We start from the raw sequence: 15,061 nt of genomic DNA, 5'->3' as shown, positions 1-15,061 counted from the left end.
AGTCGAGGGGTTCGAGGAAATCGGGGGAGTGGTCGCAGGAGTGGGCATGGCGTTTCCGGCGGTCGTTTCGGTCAGCCGCGCACGGCGCCCGAGGTGAGCCCGGCGACGAGCCGCCGGGCGCTGAAGAAGTACGCCACCAGCAGCGGCAGCATCGCGATGGCGCTGCCGATCATCAGCGCGCCCCATTCGGTGTTGTTGGGCGCCTGCATCGAGCGCAGCGCCAGCGGCAGCGTGTAGTTCTCGGCCGAGCGCATGACGACCAGCGGCGCGACGAAGTTGTTCCAGCTCGCGATGAAGGTGATCAGTCCCAGCGTGCCCAGCGCGGGCGTGAGCAGCGGCAGCACGATGCTCCAGAAGATGCGCAGTTCGCCGCAGCCGTCGATGCGCGCGGCGTCGATCAGGTCGGGCGGGATCGCGGAGCCGATGTACTGCCGCATCAGGAAGATGCCCAGCGCGCTCGCGGCCGCCGGCACGTAGAGCGCGCGCGGCTCGTCGATCCAGCCCAGCGCGTCCATCACCATGAAGCTCGGGATCATGTGCATGAAGGCCGGCAGCATCATCGAGCCGAGCACGATCGCGAAGAGCGTGCGCTTGAAGCGGAACTCGTAGATCGCGAACGCGTAGCCCGCGAGCGAACACAGCAGCAGGTTGAGCACCGTCGTCATGGACGCGACGTAGAGGCTCATGCCGAGGTTGCGCCAGAACGGCAGGCGCTCTTCGAGCAGGCGCAGGTTGGACGGCGCGGCGTCGCCGAACCACAGCGGCGGCGGGTTGTCGAAGATCTCCGAGCGCCCGTGCGTCGCGAAGACGAAGGTGAAGTACAGCGGCGCCACTAGCAGGACCGCGCCGCCTACGACGATCAGCCACGCCGGCCAATGGCGTTCAGCGCGAGCCATGGCGGCTCCTCGGATCACGGCCGAACAGCCGCGCGTTGACCCAGGTCAGCGCGGCGATCAGCACGAACATCAGCCACGACATCGCCGACGCGGTGCCGAAGTCGCCGTCAGAGAACGCCGTCCGGTACATGAAGATCGCCGTCGTCATCACCGATGAAGACACGCCCTTCTCGCCGTCGACGAGGATGAAGGGCTCCTCGAACAGCTGCAGGTTGCCGATGATGGTCAGCGTCACCGCGAAGAACATCATGGGCTTGAGCAGCGGCAGCGTGACGTGCCAGAACTGCTGCCACTCGGTGGCGCCGTCCAGCGTCGCGGCCTCGTAGAGGTCCTTGTCGATGACCTGCAGGCCGGACAGGTAGAGCACGAGGTTCCAGCCGAGGTAGCGCCAGAACACGACGAAGGCCACGGCGGGCCGCGTGACGTCGGCGTCGCCGAGCCAGTCGATGCCGCCGCCGTCCTTCAACGCCGTCAGCGACGCCAGCGGGCTGCCGATGAACGGGATGCGCGTGAGCTCGGCCAGCGCGGCGTTGATCAGGCCGTAGTCCTTGGAATACAGCGTCGTGAAGATCAGCGCGATGGCGACGCTCGACGTGATGTACGGGACGAAGTACGCGCCGACGACCAGGTCGCGCCCGCGCTTGAAACGCCGATGGATGAAGAAGGCCAGCGGCAGCGCCACCAGATGCTGCGGCACGCCGGCGACGAGCGCGAACCAGGCGGTGTTGTAGAGCGCATCCCAGAACCACGGGTCGGTGAGCGCGTAGCCGTAGTTCTCCAGCCCGACCCAGTGCATCGTGTGCAGGCCTTCGGCCGGGTTCCACTGCTGCAGCGACAGGTAGATCGAGAAGACCAGCGGGAACAGGCTGAACACCAGGAACAGCGCGAAGAACGGCGCGATGAACAGGTAGGGTGCGAGCCGGCGCGAGGTCATCCGTGGCTCCTCAGCGGCGGCGCGCGCGGCGCTCGATGAGATGGCGCGCATCGGCCAGCGCTTCGGTGATGGCCTTGCCCCTGGCGATGACGCGCTCGAACTCGTCGCGGATCACCGTCGTCGCCAGGACGTCGAAGCGGTTCACCGGAATCGCGGGGATGTGCGCCGCGGTCTCGCGCCACAGCTGGCGCGCGCGCTGGCCGCCGAGGAAGGCGATCGGCTCGTCCATCACCGGATCCCGCAGCACCGCGCGCATCGCGGGAAAGCTGTCGAGCACCTTGAGCGATTCGAGCTGCACCTCTGCGTCGGCCGTCATCAGGCGGATGAAATCCCACGCAGCGGTCTTGTTGGCGGCCTTCTTCGGGATCGCATAAAACGAGCCGCCATAGGCGGCCTGCACGCCGCCGGGCAGCGGCGCCGAGCGCCACAGCCCCGCCGTCTGCGGCGCGATCCAGTTGCGCAGCTGGCCCACGAGCCACGCGCCCATCATCTGCGTCGCGATGCGGCCCTGCTTGAATCCCGCCGCCCAGTCGTTGGTCCACGCGATGGCGCGTGCGTCCAGGCCTGCGCGGCGCGCGGCGCGGCCGAGCTCGAAGGCGTGGCGGAATCGCGCGGACTCGACGAGCACGCGCCCCTCGGCATCGAAGTAAAGGCCCTCGCCATCCTGCAGTCCCTGCCGCAGCGCGATGTCGCGCAGGTCGGCGGCATCGGCCATCAGGTAGGCGCCGGTGGTCTTGCGGATGCGCTCGCCCGCGGCGAGGTACGAGGACCAGTCGCGGGTGATCTCCGCTTCGCTGATGCCGGCCTTGTCGAGCAGGTCCTTGCGGTAGATCAGCGTGCCCGGGCCGATGTCGGCGGGGATCGCGACCTGCGCGCCGTTCGGCCCCACGCCTTGCGCCATCGCGTAGCGGACGTAGTCGTCCGCATGCGCGGACGCGTTGAACGGCGCCTGGTTCAGATCCACGAAGCCGCCCGAACCGGCGAACTTGCCGATGTAGCGCAGGTCGATCGCCATCACGTCGGGCAGGCCGGAGCCTGTGGCCAACGCCGTCGTCATCGACAGGTGGTGATCCGCGTACTGCATCGACAGCAACTTGAGCTCGACCTCCGGATGCAGCGCGCGCCACCGGGGCGCGGCCGCGATCGCGGCACGGTCGAGGTCGGGGAATGTGGCGACGCGCAGCACCGAGGTCGGCGCGCGCGTCGGGGCCACCTGGGCCGCCGCAACCGCTGCAGGGATGGCTGCAGGGAGCGCGGCGGCTGCCCCGGCCACCAGCAGCGCACGCGCCGCCGATCGCCGGGTCAGGTGGAGGTCGGGCACAGCGCTCAGAAGTTGTAGCCCGCGTTCAGACCGAAGGTCCGCGGCGCCGCGTACTGCGCGGTCCACACCGGATTGGCGAAGCTCACCGCGCTGCCCGCGCTGGTCTTGATCTTCTCGTCCGAGACGTTGCGCACGAAGCCGTCGACGTACCAGTTCTTCTTCGACGAGTAGCGCACGCTGATGTCCGCCGTCGAGTACGCCTTCTGACGATCGCCCTCGCCGAGGTTGAAGACCGACAGCCAGTTGGACGACTGGTAGTGGTAGCTGATGCGCGGCGCGACCTGGTCGCCGTTGGCGAGCGGGAACACGTGCTCGTACATCAGCTGGATCGCCACCTTGGGCGCGTGCGGCAGCTCGTGCCCCGTCACGTTCAGACAGGTGCCGCCCAGCGTCGCATCGAAGCAGGTCGGCAGCTGGTAGTCGTTGGATGCCGCCACCAGCTGACCGAGCTTGGTCTTCGTGTACGACGCCGACAACATCAGCTTGTCGTCGTTGGTGATCATCCAGGCGGTCTCGAGCTCGATGCCCGACACCTTCGCGCCCTCCGCGTTGGAATAGGCGAACTGGCGGTTGCCGTTGACGATCACCGGTGCGCTGAACTGGAAGTCCTTGAACTTCATGTGGTACGCGCTGACGTTGAAGGTCATGCGGCCGTCCAGCAGCGAGGTCTTGTAGCCGACCTCGTAGTTGGTGAGCGTCTCCGGGCCGTAGGGCAGCCCGCCGTCGCCCGTACCGCCGGACTTGTAGCCGGTGGACACGCTGCCGTAGGCCATCGAGCTCTTGTCGATGTCGTAGGTCGCACGCGCCAGCCAGGTCGTCTTGCTGCCCGTGTAGTGCGCGTCGTTGATGTTGCCGGCCTGGTAGCCGTTGGCCGGATCGGTCGGGTCGATCGTCGGGTTCAGCGGGATCTGCGGCGCCGCCGCGTTGTAGGCCCAGGTCCAGCCGCGTCCGCCGATGTTCTTGCGGTCGTCGTGCGTGTAGCGCAGGCCGCCGGTCACGTGGAAGGCGTCGGTCAGGTTCCAGGTCGCCTGGCCGAAGGCGGCCTTCGAATCGACGGTCTCCTTGGGCTGGATGAAGGAGCCCTGCCAGCTCACGGTGCCCTGCTGCGTCCCGTTCATGATCGGGATGTCGAAGCGGATGCCGTTGTCCTCGGCCGCGTAGTACAGGCCCAGCACCCAGTCGATGGTCTGCTTGGCCGTGCTCTGCAGCGTCAGCTCATGGCTCTGGCTGCGGTAGCTGGTCCAGACGGTGTTGTCTTCCTGGTGGTTGGCGCCCGTCGTGAAGCTCGTCGGCATCTGCACGCCGAGGTCCTGGTCGTAGGTGCCCGAGCCCTTGAAGTGCGTGTAGCCCGCGACGTAGGCCAGCGACATGCCGCCCATGTCGTACTCCGCGCGGCTGCGGATCGAGGTCGAGTCGCGCTTGAGCGACGGCGCCGTGTCGATCAGCGCGGACCAGAACTTCTGGCCTTCGCGCGGCGTCTGCATCAGGCTCATCGCCGGCGTGCCGCGGTCGGCGAACTGCTCCACCGACACGTCCCAGCGGAACTCTTTGATCGGCTGCCACAGCAGGCTCAGGCGCGCGGCGGTCTGGTCCTGCGCGTTGTACTTCGGTCCGCCCGTCGTGAACAGGTTGTAGTTCAGCGGCTGGAACGGCGGGAAGGTGCCGGCGGTGTTGCCCGCGTTGTAGGCGGCCTGCTGCTGCGCCAGCGTGTACTGCGTCGGCTTCTGGTAATCGACGTAGCCGTCGTGCTGCTCGTGGATGAAGGCCACGCGCGCCGCGAGCGTGTCGCCCAGCGGGATGTTGATCGCGCCCTTCGCGCCCAGGCGGTTGTAGCTGCCGGTGCCCAGCTCGACGTAGCCGGAGTTGTCCTTCAACACCGGCTTGGCCGTCTTCATGTTGATCGTGCCGACGGTGGAGTTGCGTCCCCACAGCGTGCCCTGCGGGCCGCGCAGCACTTCGATGCCGTCGAGGTCGAACAGCATGGTCGCGGCGCCCTCGGGACGCGGCGCGAAGACGCCGTCGACGAAGAGCGCGACCTCGGGGTCGGCGTACTCGGTCTTGGCGGAGTCGTTGCCGATGCCGCGCAGCGTGATGCTCACGATGCCGTGGTCGCCCTGCCCCGTGCCCTGCATGCTGGGCACGAGGTTGAACACGTCGAGCATGCTCTTGACGTGGGCGTCGTCGATGGTCGACGCGCTGATCGCGGTCACCGCGATCGGGGTCTTCTGCAGCGAGGTGGCGCGCTTGGTCGCCGTGACGACGACTTGGGGCAGCGCCTTGTTCTCCTTGGCGTCGGCCGACGACGTCGAGGCGGTGCTGCTGCTTTCAGCCTGCGGCGCGGGCGCCGGCGCCTCGGTCGATTGGGCGTGGGCCGCTCCGGCCAGCAGCGCGAGCACGGCGATCTGGACGGGCGAGGAAAGGCCGAGGCGCGGCCGGCGGATGAGGCGGTCAGTCATGTTGTCTCCTGGTGGCTTTCGATTCGAAGCTCTGTTCCGGGTGGGCGTGTTCTTCTAATTTGAGTGCATCGTAGGCAACGCATGACAACGTTGTCAACGCTCCGATTGACATCGTTGTCATTTTGCTCACTATCATTTACCCGTAGGAGACAAACACATGCAGCCCATCCAGGACATCCTCATCGTCGGCGGCGGCACGGCCGGCTGGCTCACCGCCGCGTTCCTCGCGCGGCAGCTCGGCACCGCGCACGGCGGCGTCCGCATCACGCTGGTGGAGTCCAGCGACATCGGCATCATCGGCGTGGGCGAAGGGACCTTCCCCTCGATCCGCGGCACGCTGTCGGCGATCGGCATCGGCGAGGCGGAGTTCCTCGACGCCTGCTCGGCGACCTACAAGCAGGGCATCCGCTTCGAGCACTGGGTGCGCCCGCCGGGGACGCCGGGCGCGGATCACTACTTCCATCCGTTCAGCCAGCCGAGCCAGCGGCCCGGTGCGCCGGAACTGCTGCCGTACTGGCTGATGGGCGACGCCGGCAAGGGGCGCGCTTTCGCCGAGGCGGTGACGCTGCAGAAGGCCGTCGCCGACGCGCGGCACGGCCCCAAGCGCGCGAGCGACGGGGACTTCCTCGGACCGCTGAACTACGCGTATCACTTCGACGCGGGGCGCTTCGCGGCGCTGCTCGCCGAGCATGGTCAGGCGCTCGGCGTGAAGCGCGTGATCGCGACGGTGGATCGCGTGGATCTCGATGAACAGGGCGCGATCGCCGCCGTGCATACCAAGGAGGCCGGCACGTTGACGGCCGGGCTTTACGTCGATTGCAGCGGCTTCCGCGCGCGCCTGATCGGCGAGGCGCTGGGCTCGCCGTTCAAGTCGATGCGCGACGTGCTCTTCGTCGACAGCGCGCTGGCGATGCAGGTGCCGTATGCGCGGCCCGATGCGCCCATCGCGTCGTACACGATCGCGAACGCGCAGGACCACGGCTGGATCTGGGACATCGGGCTGCAGGAGCGGCGCGGCATCGGCCATGTCTACAGCAGCCGGCATTGCGACGACGAGGAGGCGGAGCGCGCGCTGCGCCGCTACATCGGGCCGGCCTCGGACGCGCTGACGCCGCGCAAGCTCGCGCTCAACATCGGGTATCGCGAGACGCAGTGGGTGAAGAACTGCGTGGCGGTCGGCCTGTCCGGCGGTTTCCTGGAGCCGCTGGAGTCGTCAGGCATCGGACTCATCGAGACGGCGGCCTACCTGATCGGACAGCTGTTCCCGTTCAACGGCGACACGGCGCCGGTGGCGAATCACTTCAACGCGTTCATGAAGGAGCGCTACGCGCGCATCGTCGACTTCATCAAGCTGCACTACGGGCTGACGCAGCGCACGGACACGGCGTTCTGGCGCGACAACGCGGATCCGGCCTCGTTCACCGAGTCGCTGAAAGAGAAGCTCGCGATGTGGCGCTGCCGCCCGCCGCAGCGGCTGGACTTCATCACCGACGTCGAGATGTACCTGCCGGCGAGCTGGCAGTACGTTCTCTACGGGATGGAATTCGAGACGCAGCTGGGGAGCGGCGCGGCCGCGTTGAGGCGCGGCGAGGAAGCCCGGCGGGAGTTCGCGACGATCGCGCAGCTCGGCGCACATGCGCTGCGGGACCTGCCGCCGCATCGGGTGTTGATCGAGCAACTCCTCGCACGGACGGGGCGGCGGGTCGCCTGAAGGCGCGTCGCGCGGACGGCCTTCGGGCCTTCCGCGATTCATCGGCCCATCAGCCCATCAGAACGCTCAGCCCCTCAGACCTTCTTGAGGCGCGGCGCCGCCTTCGTGCCAAGCACGGCGGTGGAGTCACGCACGACGAGCTCGTGCGGCAGGACGCGGTGACGGATCTTCGCGGCCTCCTCGGCTTCCGCGTCGGGCTCGGCGTCGCGAGGCGCGCCGATCAGCAGGTCGACCGCGGCGCGCGCCATGTCGTCCATCGGCTGGCGCACCGTCGTCAGCGGCGGCCACACGCGCGCGGCGGCGGGCGTGTCGTCGAAGCCGGCGATCGAGAGGTCGCCCGGCACCGCCAGGCCCAGCCGCTGCGCCGCGGCGAGCACGCCCAGCGCCATGTCGTCGTTGCTCGCGAAGACCGCGGTCGGACGTTGGCGGCGGCTCAGCAGCTGATAAGCCGCCTCGACCCCGGTGTCGAAGGTGAAGTCGCCCTGCACCACCAGGTCCTTGTCGAGCGGCAGCTTGTGCGCCTTCAGCGCGGCCAGGTAGCCCTGGTAGCGGCGCCTGGAGGCGACCTGCTCCTTCGCGCCCTTGATGATCGCGATGCGCGTGTGGCCCAGGCTGATCAGCAGGTTGGTGATCTCCTCGGCAGCATGCACGTCGTCCATCCGGACGCTCGGATGCTCGGGCTCATCGGCGGCGGGAGAAATCAGCACGCACGGCGTCTGGCTCTCGCGCAACGCGGCCAGCACCTGCGGGTTGTCGCACAGCGGGGGCGTGAGGATCATGCCGTCCGGACGCAGCGCCGAGACCATGCGGTCGACCTGCATCGCGAGGTCGGGGGCGTCGTTGTGGAGCGACTCGACGACGAGGTGGTAACCGGCCTCGCGGCAGCGCAGCGTCGCGCCCTGCTGGACACCTCCGACGAAGGCCGCGGACGGGTCGTAATACAGCAGGCCGATCAGGAAGGATCGTCCGCCCGCAAGGCTGCGCGCCGATTGCTTGGGCCGGTACTTGAGGTCGGCCACGACCTTCAGCACCGCCTCGCGCGTTTCGGAATGGACGCCCGGCTCTTGGTTCAGGACCCGGGATACCGTCTTGATGGAGACGCCCGCTTCGCGAGCGACGTCGATGATGGTGGCGGGTTTACGTGGCGGCATAGAGATCCGAAATGCTCGCCCGACTTTGCCACAGCACTCGCTGACTTCGCAGGAGAGGACTCGGTCACGCAAGCGCGACCCCGGTTTGGACCTCCCGGTCCAAACCATTCGAGTCCTCGCGTGATGTCCGCTGGACATCACTTCCTGGGCTTCAGAATGAGAAAAGCCGGCTTGAAGCCGGCTTTTCGTATTTGGTGCCCAGGAGAGGACTCGAACCTCCACGGAGTTACCCGCTAGTACCTGAAACTAGTGCGTCTACCAATTCCGCCACCTGGGCTTTCAGGATTTCCTCGTCACAACTTGCGTTGCAGCGAGGAATTGGACTTTAGCACGCTTTCGAATACTGGCAAGCGATTCAACCGCCCCAACTCACTTTTCCAAGTCGGGTGTGCGGATCCCACAACGCCTGTACTCTCCTCGCCCAATCCAGCATCGCGGGCTCCACGCGCTCCCAATGCGCCCGGTACGCCGACTGCAGTTGAGGGCCGACCCCGTGCTCCGCGCTGATCGATCCGCCGAGCTCCGCGACCAGCGCGTACAGGCCCTCGCGCAGGGTCAGTTCTTGCTCCGGTGTGAGGGCTCCGGCACTCGCCGGCCACACCATGTTGAAGTGCATGCCGCCGTCGCCGAGGTGGCCGAAATCCGCAAGGCGCGCCTGCGGGAATCGCTCGGCCAGCCAGGCCGCCCCGCGCTCGCGGAAGGCCATGAAGTGCTTGCGCGGCAGCGAGAGATCGAGCCCGATCACCTTGCCCTGCACGCGCAGTCCTTCGCTGATGCGATGGCGCAGGCCCCAGATCGCCTCGTCGGCGTCGAGCACGGCATCGCGCACCCGCCCCGATTCGAATTCGCCTTCGAGCCAGGACTGCAGCAGTCCGTTGAGCGAGAGCTGATCCGCCGGCAGCTCGCTGCTGAGCTCGATGAGCATCGCGTAGTCCGGCAGTTGCCCTTCAAACCAACGCGCGACATCCTGGCCGTGCAACCCCGCTTCGAGCGCCGCGCGGCTGATGCCTTCGAAGGCGGACACCAGCCCGCCCCAGCGCTGCATCACATCGGCGTAGAGCGGGAACACCTCGGCCAGCGACGCGGGCGCCACCAGCGCCACGGCGCGCTGGCGCGGCAGGGGCGCGAGCTTGATCGTGACTTCGCTGACCAGCCCCAGGCTGCCCGAGGAACCGATGAACAACTGCCCCAGCGCGAGCGCCGAGTTGTCCTTCTGCAGTCCCTGCCCCAGGCGCAAGACCTGACCCGCCGGTTCCGCCAGGACGACTTCCAGCGCCAGCGTGTTGGCGCGCACATCGCCGTAGCGGAGCATCCGCGTGCCGCCGGTGTTGTGCGCCACCATGCCGCCGATCGACGGATCGGCGCTGAGATCGACGGGGAACCACAGGCCGTGCGGCTCAAGGCGTTCGTTGATCTCCGACAGCCGGAAGCCCGACGACACGCGCAGCGTGCGGTCGAGCAGGTCGAGTTCGAAAACCTCGCGCAGTCGCTCGGTACTCAAGAGCACTTCGCCGTTCGCGTCATCGGGCGTGCCCGCACGGACCAGGCCCGTATGCGCGCCCTGCACCACCACACGAAGACCGCAAGCCGCGGCGAGCGCCAGCACGCGTGCCGCTTCGTCGCGGCTGCCCGGGCGCACCAGTGCGGCGGCACGCCCCGCTGCGTAGCGCGCGGGCTGAAGGAAGCGCGGCTCGATGTCCGCGCCCACCTGCACGAAGGCTTCGCCGCAGACGGCGATCGCTTGCGCGAGGAAGCCGCCGGCCTGGAAGCTCAACACGCCGCGGCCTCGCCCGTCGTGTCGGCGTCCTTGGCCGCGCCAGCCGTCATCTTGAAGATGCCGGTCGCGTTGCCCGCGTCGAAGGCCAGGTCCAGCGTCCCCGATTCATCGAGCGGCGCGCGCTGGATGAATTCGTGGAAGCTGCCGGGCACTTCGAGCATCACACGCTGGCCGCGATCGAGGAACTCGCGCATCACGCGCGCCGCCTTGAACGCGGTCTGGCGCACGCGCCCGGTCGCCGAGGTCTCGATCGTGTCCTTCACCGGCCGGTCGAGCGCGCGCTGCGCGGCGACGACGGACTCGATGTCGGCGACACGATCGGTCGCATGGTTGAAAGCGTTGCCTTCGGTCGCGATCCAGGCCATCTCGGCCGATTCGGTGAGCAGGAGCTGATAGTCGTCCGCCTCGAACAGCGCGTGCTGCCGGGCGAAACATCCGACCAGTTTCGGCAGCAGTGCCACCGCGGACACGGCCGGCAGATCGCCGTCGCGCGCGAGGTGCTCCAGCAGCGCCAGATCACCCGGCGTCAGCGGATCCTGCGAGGTCGCCAGCACCCGCGTCACCGCGCCCTGGAAGCTGCCGGAGAATCGCTCCGGATGCAGCTCCGAGACGAAGAACTGCGCGATGTCCTCGGGGAAGTCGGCGTGGCGCCAGGCGCGGCCGGTCATCTTCAGTCGCGGCAGCGGATAGGTCGCCGCCATCGTGAAGCCCAGCGGTCTCAACACGCGGGTGATCGCGGCCTCGCCCGGCGGCAGCGCGCCGGACGGCCACGCCACCGTGCGCAGCGCACCGTGGTCGAAGACCAGTTGCTGCCCGTCTCGCTGCAGGTCGGCCACGTAGGCCGCCGCCATCGGCACACGGTCGGTGACGTCGAGGAAAAGCGCCATGTTCAGCGCCTGCGCCAGCTCGGCGCGCGACACGCGCTCGCCGGCCGGGCGCAGCAGCGACTCCACGACCTGCACCCGCGCGAAGGCGGCGCGGGCCGCCTCGTTGCCGAGCGCGCCATGCAGCAGCTGGAACAGCCCGCTGTCCACCGCCGCCGCGACCTTGGCGTTGAGCGCCGTCAACGCCTGCAGTTCCGCCGTCCGCTCAGACATCGAACTTGACGCCCTGTGCCAGCGGCAGCTCGCGCGAGTAGTTGACGGTGTTGGTCGTGCGGCGCATGTAGGCCTTCCACGCGTCCGAGCCGGACTCGCGGCCGCCGCCGGTTTCCTTCTCGCCACCGAAGGCGCCGCCGATCTCCGCACCCGAAGTCCCGATGTTCACGTTGGCGATGCCGCAATCGGAACCGCTGGCGCTGACGAAGGTCTCGGCCTCGCGGATGTCGTTGGTGAAGATCGCCGAGGACAGGCCTTGCGGCACGTCGTTCTGCAACGAGATCGCCTCGTCCAGCGTCTTGTACTTCAGCGTGTACAGGATGGGCGCGAAGGTCTCGTGCTTCACGATGGCCGACTGCGCCGGCATGCGGACCAGCGCCGGCACCGCGTAGAACGCTTCCGGGTACTGGGACGCCAGCGCGCGTTCGCCGCCGCTGACTTCGCCGCCCTGCTCGCGCGCGGCGGCCAGGGCCGATTGCATCGCGTCGAAGGCGCCCTTGTCGATCAGCGGGCCGATCAGGTTGCCGGGCTCGACCGGGCTGCCGATCTTGAGCTGCGCGCGGGCGCGGTCCAGGCGGGCGACGAGCTCGTCATGGATCGATTCATGCGCGATCACGCGGCGGGTCGTCGTGCAACGCTGGCCGGCCGTGCCGTAGGCGCCGAACAGGATGCCGCGCACGGCGAGGTCCAGGTCCGCGCTCGGCGTGACGACGATCGCGTTGTTGCCGCCCAGCTCGAGCAGGCAGCGGCCGAAGCGCGCCGCGACGCGCGGGCCGACCGCGCGGCCCATGCGGGTCGAGCCGGTCGCGGAGACCAGCGCCACGCGCGTGTCGTCGACCATCGCCTCGCCGACGCCGGCGCCGCCGATGAGGACCTGCGACAGGAACTTCGGCGCGCCGTCGAAGCGGGCGACGGCCTTCTCGAACAGCGCCTGCGTCGCGAGCGCCGTCAGCGGGGTCTTCTCGCTGGGCTTCCAGAGGCAGGTGTCGCCGCAGACCAGCGCGAGCGCCGAGTTCCACGCCCACACCGCCACGGGGAAGTTGAACGCCGAGATGATGCCCACCACGCCCAGCGGCAGGTACTGCTCCATCATGCGGTGGCCCGGGCGCTCACTGGCGATCGTCAGACCGTGCAGCTGGCGCGACAGGCCGACGGCGAAGTCGCAGATGTCGATCATCTCCTGCACTTCGCCCTCGCCTTCGCTGGTCACCTTGCCGGCTTCCAGCGAGACCAGGCGGGCCAGCGCCGCCTTGTTGGCGCGCAGCTCCTCGCCGAACAGGCGCACGAGTTCGCCGCGCTTGGGCGCCGGCACGGTGCGCCAGGCCAGGAAGGCCTGCTGCGCGTTCGCGACCGCGGCGGTCATGTCGGCGGCCTTGGCCTCGTGGACCGCGGCGATCACGGCGCCGTCGATGGGGCTGCGGACGGTCATGGTGCCGCCGGTGACGGCGGCGGCCGGCACGCCCAGGGCGGCCAGCAGGTCGGTGGTGGTGGAAGTCATCGGGGAATTCTCCTTCAGGCGTTCAGGCAGGTCGTGCGAGGGGCCGATCGAATCGATCGAATCGATCGAATCGATCGGTCGGCCGACCGCTCAACCGATGGACTCAACCTGGCGCGACTGTTGATACGCCTTGCCGAAGCGGTTCGCGAGGAAGTCCGGCAGCGCCACTTCTTCCTGACGCACGAAGCCCGACTGCGGCAGCTTGCCCTCGCGGAACAGGTCGACCGCGGCGCAGATGCCGGCGGCGGTGGTGATCTGGATGGCCGACAGCGGCTGTGCGCCGTCGCGCTCCGCGAAGATCTTGCGGGCGAAGACTTCCTGCATCAGCACGCCGTTCTTCATGCCCGACACGGTCACGAACACCAGCACCACGTCCTGCATCGTCGCGGGCATGCTCTTGCGCATGATGTCCTTGAGCTTCTCCTGGTCGTTCTTCAGCGCCAGGTCGTCCAGCAGGAACATCATCAGGTCGCGGTGACCCGGATAGCGCACGGTCTTGTAGTCCAGGTTGCGGACCTTGTTCTCCCAGGTCTCGCACAGCGTGCCCAGGCCGCCGGAGGTGTTGAAGGCCTCGTACTCGGTGCCGTCCAGCGAGAAGTGCTCCAGGCCTTCCAGCGGCAGCGCAGCGATGGTGGCGCCGTCGTGGATCGCCTCGCAGGGATGGCAGTACTCGTTGATCAGGCCGTCGACGGACCAGGTCAGGTTGTACTTCAGCGCATTGGTCGGGAACGCGGGCAGCGCGCCGACGCGCATCTTCACGTCGCTCAGCGAGTCGAAGCTCTTGGCCAGGTGGTGCGCCACGATGCCGATGAAGCCGGGGGCCAGGCCGCACTGCGGCATGAAGGCGGTCTTCGCGCCTTCGGCGATGCGCTTGATCTCCTTGGTCGCGGCGACGTCCTCGGTCAGGTCGAAGTAGTGGCAGCCGGCTTCCAGCGCCATGTGCGCGGCGGTGATGGCCAGGTGGTACGGCAGCGCGTTCACGACCACCTCGTTGCCGCGCAGCGCGGCGGCGAGCTGGGCCTTGTCCTCGGTGTCGACGGTCTTGGTCGCGAGGCCCTGATCCGCCAGCAGTTTCAGCGCGGTGGCGTTCTTGTCGATCACGGTGACCTGGTAGTCGCCGCTGCCCTGCAGCAGTCGCGCGATCGTCTGGCCGATGTGTCCGGCGCCCAGCAATGCCACTTTCATGTCGTACTCCTTGTGATCCTGTGCGGATGAGGTTTCAGATGCGAATGGAGGCAGTGTCCCGAGGTGGACTGACGAAAGAAAGCGCGAGTTCGACGAAAAACACCTCGATACTGACGATCCGTCAGCCGGATCATCCATTCCGGCGAAAACGAGGGTTTATCCCGAGCACTCCGTCACAGCCTGTGGAAGGCCCTGCCCATGAATGCGAAGAAGACGTCCGCCGGCGCGGCGGTCGAAGCCCCCACCGTTTCTCACGCCACGCTGCGCGACCAGACCGACCGCGACCTGATCGCGCTGCTGCAGGTCAATGCGCGGGAAAGCACCGCCGACCTTGCACGCAAGTTGGGCGTCGCCCGCACCACCGTGGTGGCGCGGCTGGCGAGATTGGAGGCGGAGGGCCTGATCGCCGGCTACACGGTGCGGCTGGGCGGCGAGGCGGTGGAGCGCGGCGTGCAGGCCTTCGTCGGCATCACGGTGCAGCCGCGTGCCGGGCGCGAGGTGGTGAAGCTGCTCTCACGACTGCCGGAGTTGCGGCAGCTGGCGTCGGTCAGCGGCGAGTTCGACTACATGGCCACGCTGCGCGCGGACAGCACCGCGCGACTCGATGCGCTGCTCGACGAGATCGGCGACATCGAGGGCGTGATCAAGACGCACACCTCGGTGCTGCTGGCGCTGCGGGTCGACCGGAGCGCTTGAGCGCGAGGGGCGCGAGGGGCGCGAGGGGCGCGAGGGGCGCGAGGGGCGCGGTCGACGGCGCCCCCGACGATGTCAGTCCGGTAGCGCGTGAGTAACGTCGTGTTTTCGACAGACGGTCGCGTCAACGCGCGGCGCTGGCACGCCGTTTGCAATCCATGAGTCGCCAGCTCAAGGAGCGCACCATGTCGAAGCCCGCCGTCACCATCAAGCACGTCCCGCCGATCGTCATCGGCCTGAAGGCCCTTGCGATCCTCGCGGTGGCCTGGGGCGCGGTCTATCCGTCGCTGCTGTGGAGTCTCGGCGCCGTGCTCCGCTGAGCGCCGCGGCGACCTCCACGTC

Annotated in this window: 12 protein-coding genes and 1 tRNA gene; 3 read left to right on the top strand and 10 right to left on the bottom strand. The window is 68.3% G+C overall.

Going from position 1 to position 15,061, the window contains the following annotated elements; genetic code table 11:
* Window positions 1-71: 71 nt before the first annotated feature.
* Genes ABE85_RS25300 through ABE85_RS25285 form a run of 4 tightly spaced genes read right to left on the bottom strand, consistent with a single transcriptional unit; the run spans window position 72 to window position 5,607 of the window.
* Entirely contained in the window at window positions 72-896 is an 825-nt protein-coding gene (locus ABE85_RS25300) for a carbohydrate ABC transporter permease (protein WP_067281409.1), read from the bottom strand.
* Window positions 883-1,830 (bottom strand): carbohydrate ABC transporter permease, encoded by a 948-nt coding sequence (locus ABE85_RS25295; RefSeq protein ID WP_231993181.1) that lies wholly within the window; start codon window positions 1,828-1,830, stop codon window positions 883-885. Before ABE85_RS25295 ends, ABE85_RS25300 begins: the two co-directional genes overlap by 14 nt.
* A 10-nt stretch (window positions 1,831-1,840) precedes the next feature.
* On the bottom strand, window positions 1,841-3,151 hold the full coding sequence (locus ABE85_RS25290) for an extracellular solute-binding protein (RefSeq protein ID WP_197507154.1): 1,311 nt from the start codon (window positions 3,149-3,151) through the stop codon (window positions 1,841-1,843).
* Between the two features lie 5 nt (window positions 3,152-3,156).
* A complete protein-coding gene (locus ABE85_RS25285) occupies window positions 3,157-5,607 on the bottom strand; it encodes a TonB-dependent receptor (RefSeq protein WP_067281406.1) in 2,451 nt (816 codons plus the stop codon).
* A gap of 157 nt (window positions 5,608-5,764) precedes the next feature.
* Between ABE85_RS25285 and ABE85_RS25280 the strand changes: the two genes are divergently transcribed.
* Window positions 5,765-7,318 carry a tryptophan halogenase family protein gene (locus ABE85_RS25280; RefSeq protein WP_067281404.1) on the top strand — a complete coding sequence of 518 codons (1,554 nt, stop codon included), beginning with the start codon at window positions 5,765-5,767 and terminating at the stop codon, window positions 7,316-7,318.
* A 74-nt stretch (window positions 7,319-7,392) separates the two neighbouring features.
* Here the strand turns inward: ABE85_RS25280 and ABE85_RS25275 are convergent, their stop codons facing one another.
* From ABE85_RS25275 to ABE85_RS25250, 6 genes are all read right to left on the bottom strand, one after another.
* The gene (locus tag ABE85_RS25275; RefSeq protein WP_067281402.1) at window positions 7,393-8,469 is read right to left on the bottom strand and encodes a LacI family DNA-binding transcriptional regulator; all 1,077 of its coding nucleotides are present in this window, start codon (window positions 8,467-8,469) and stop codon (window positions 7,393-7,395) included.
* 192 nt (window positions 8,470-8,661) lie between these two features.
* A tRNA-Leu gene (locus ABE85_RS25270) sits at window positions 8,662-8,746 on the bottom strand.
* 78 nt (window positions 8,747-8,824) lie between these two features.
* Window positions 8,825-10,246 carry an FAD-binding oxidoreductase gene (locus ABE85_RS25265; protein WP_067281400.1) on the bottom strand — a complete coding sequence of 474 codons (1,422 nt, stop codon included), beginning with the start codon at window positions 10,244-10,246 and terminating at the stop codon, window positions 8,825-8,827.
* Window positions 10,240-11,343 carry a 2-oxoadipate dioxygenase/decarboxylase family protein gene (locus ABE85_RS25260; protein ID WP_082938942.1) on the bottom strand — a complete coding sequence of 368 codons (1,104 nt, stop codon included), beginning with the start codon at window positions 11,341-11,343 and terminating at the stop codon, window positions 10,240-10,242. Before ABE85_RS25260 ends, ABE85_RS25265 begins: the two co-directional genes overlap by 7 nt.
* Window positions 11,336-12,841, bottom strand: a complete 1,506-nt coding sequence (locus ABE85_RS25255) for an aldehyde dehydrogenase family protein (RefSeq protein WP_067281399.1) — start codon at window positions 12,839-12,841, stop codon at window positions 11,336-11,338. Before ABE85_RS25255 ends, ABE85_RS25260 begins: the two co-directional genes overlap by 8 nt.
* 90 nt (window positions 12,842-12,931) lie before the next feature.
* Window positions 12,932-14,026, bottom strand: coding sequence for a saccharopine dehydrogenase family protein (locus ABE85_RS25250; RefSeq protein ID WP_067281398.1), 1,095 nt, complete (start codon window positions 14,024-14,026; stop codon window positions 12,932-12,934).
* 198 nt (window positions 14,027-14,224) lie between these two features.
* On the opposite strand from ABE85_RS25250, the gene ABE85_RS25245 reads away from it, so the two are divergent.
* Together ABE85_RS25245 and ABE85_RS28670 are read left to right on the top strand one after the other, a co-directional pair.
* Complete coding sequence (locus ABE85_RS25245) at window positions 14,225-14,722, top strand: Lrp/AsnC family transcriptional regulator (protein WP_082938941.1); 498 nt, start codon at window positions 14,225-14,227, stop codon at window positions 14,720-14,722.
* A gap of 182 nt (window positions 14,723-14,904) precedes the next feature.
* Window positions 14,905-15,039, top strand: coding sequence for a hypothetical protein (locus tag ABE85_RS28670; protein WP_255362632.1), 135 nt, complete (start codon window positions 14,905-14,907; stop codon window positions 15,037-15,039).
* Window positions 15,040-15,061: the final 22 nt, after the last annotated feature.

Source organism: Mitsuaria sp. 7 (genome assembly GCF_001653795.1).
In the GTDB taxonomy this organism is placed as follows: Bacteria; Pseudomonadota; Gammaproteobacteria; order Burkholderiales; family Burkholderiaceae_C; genus Roseateles.
This window is presented reverse-complemented; position numbering and strand designations above follow the sequence as displayed.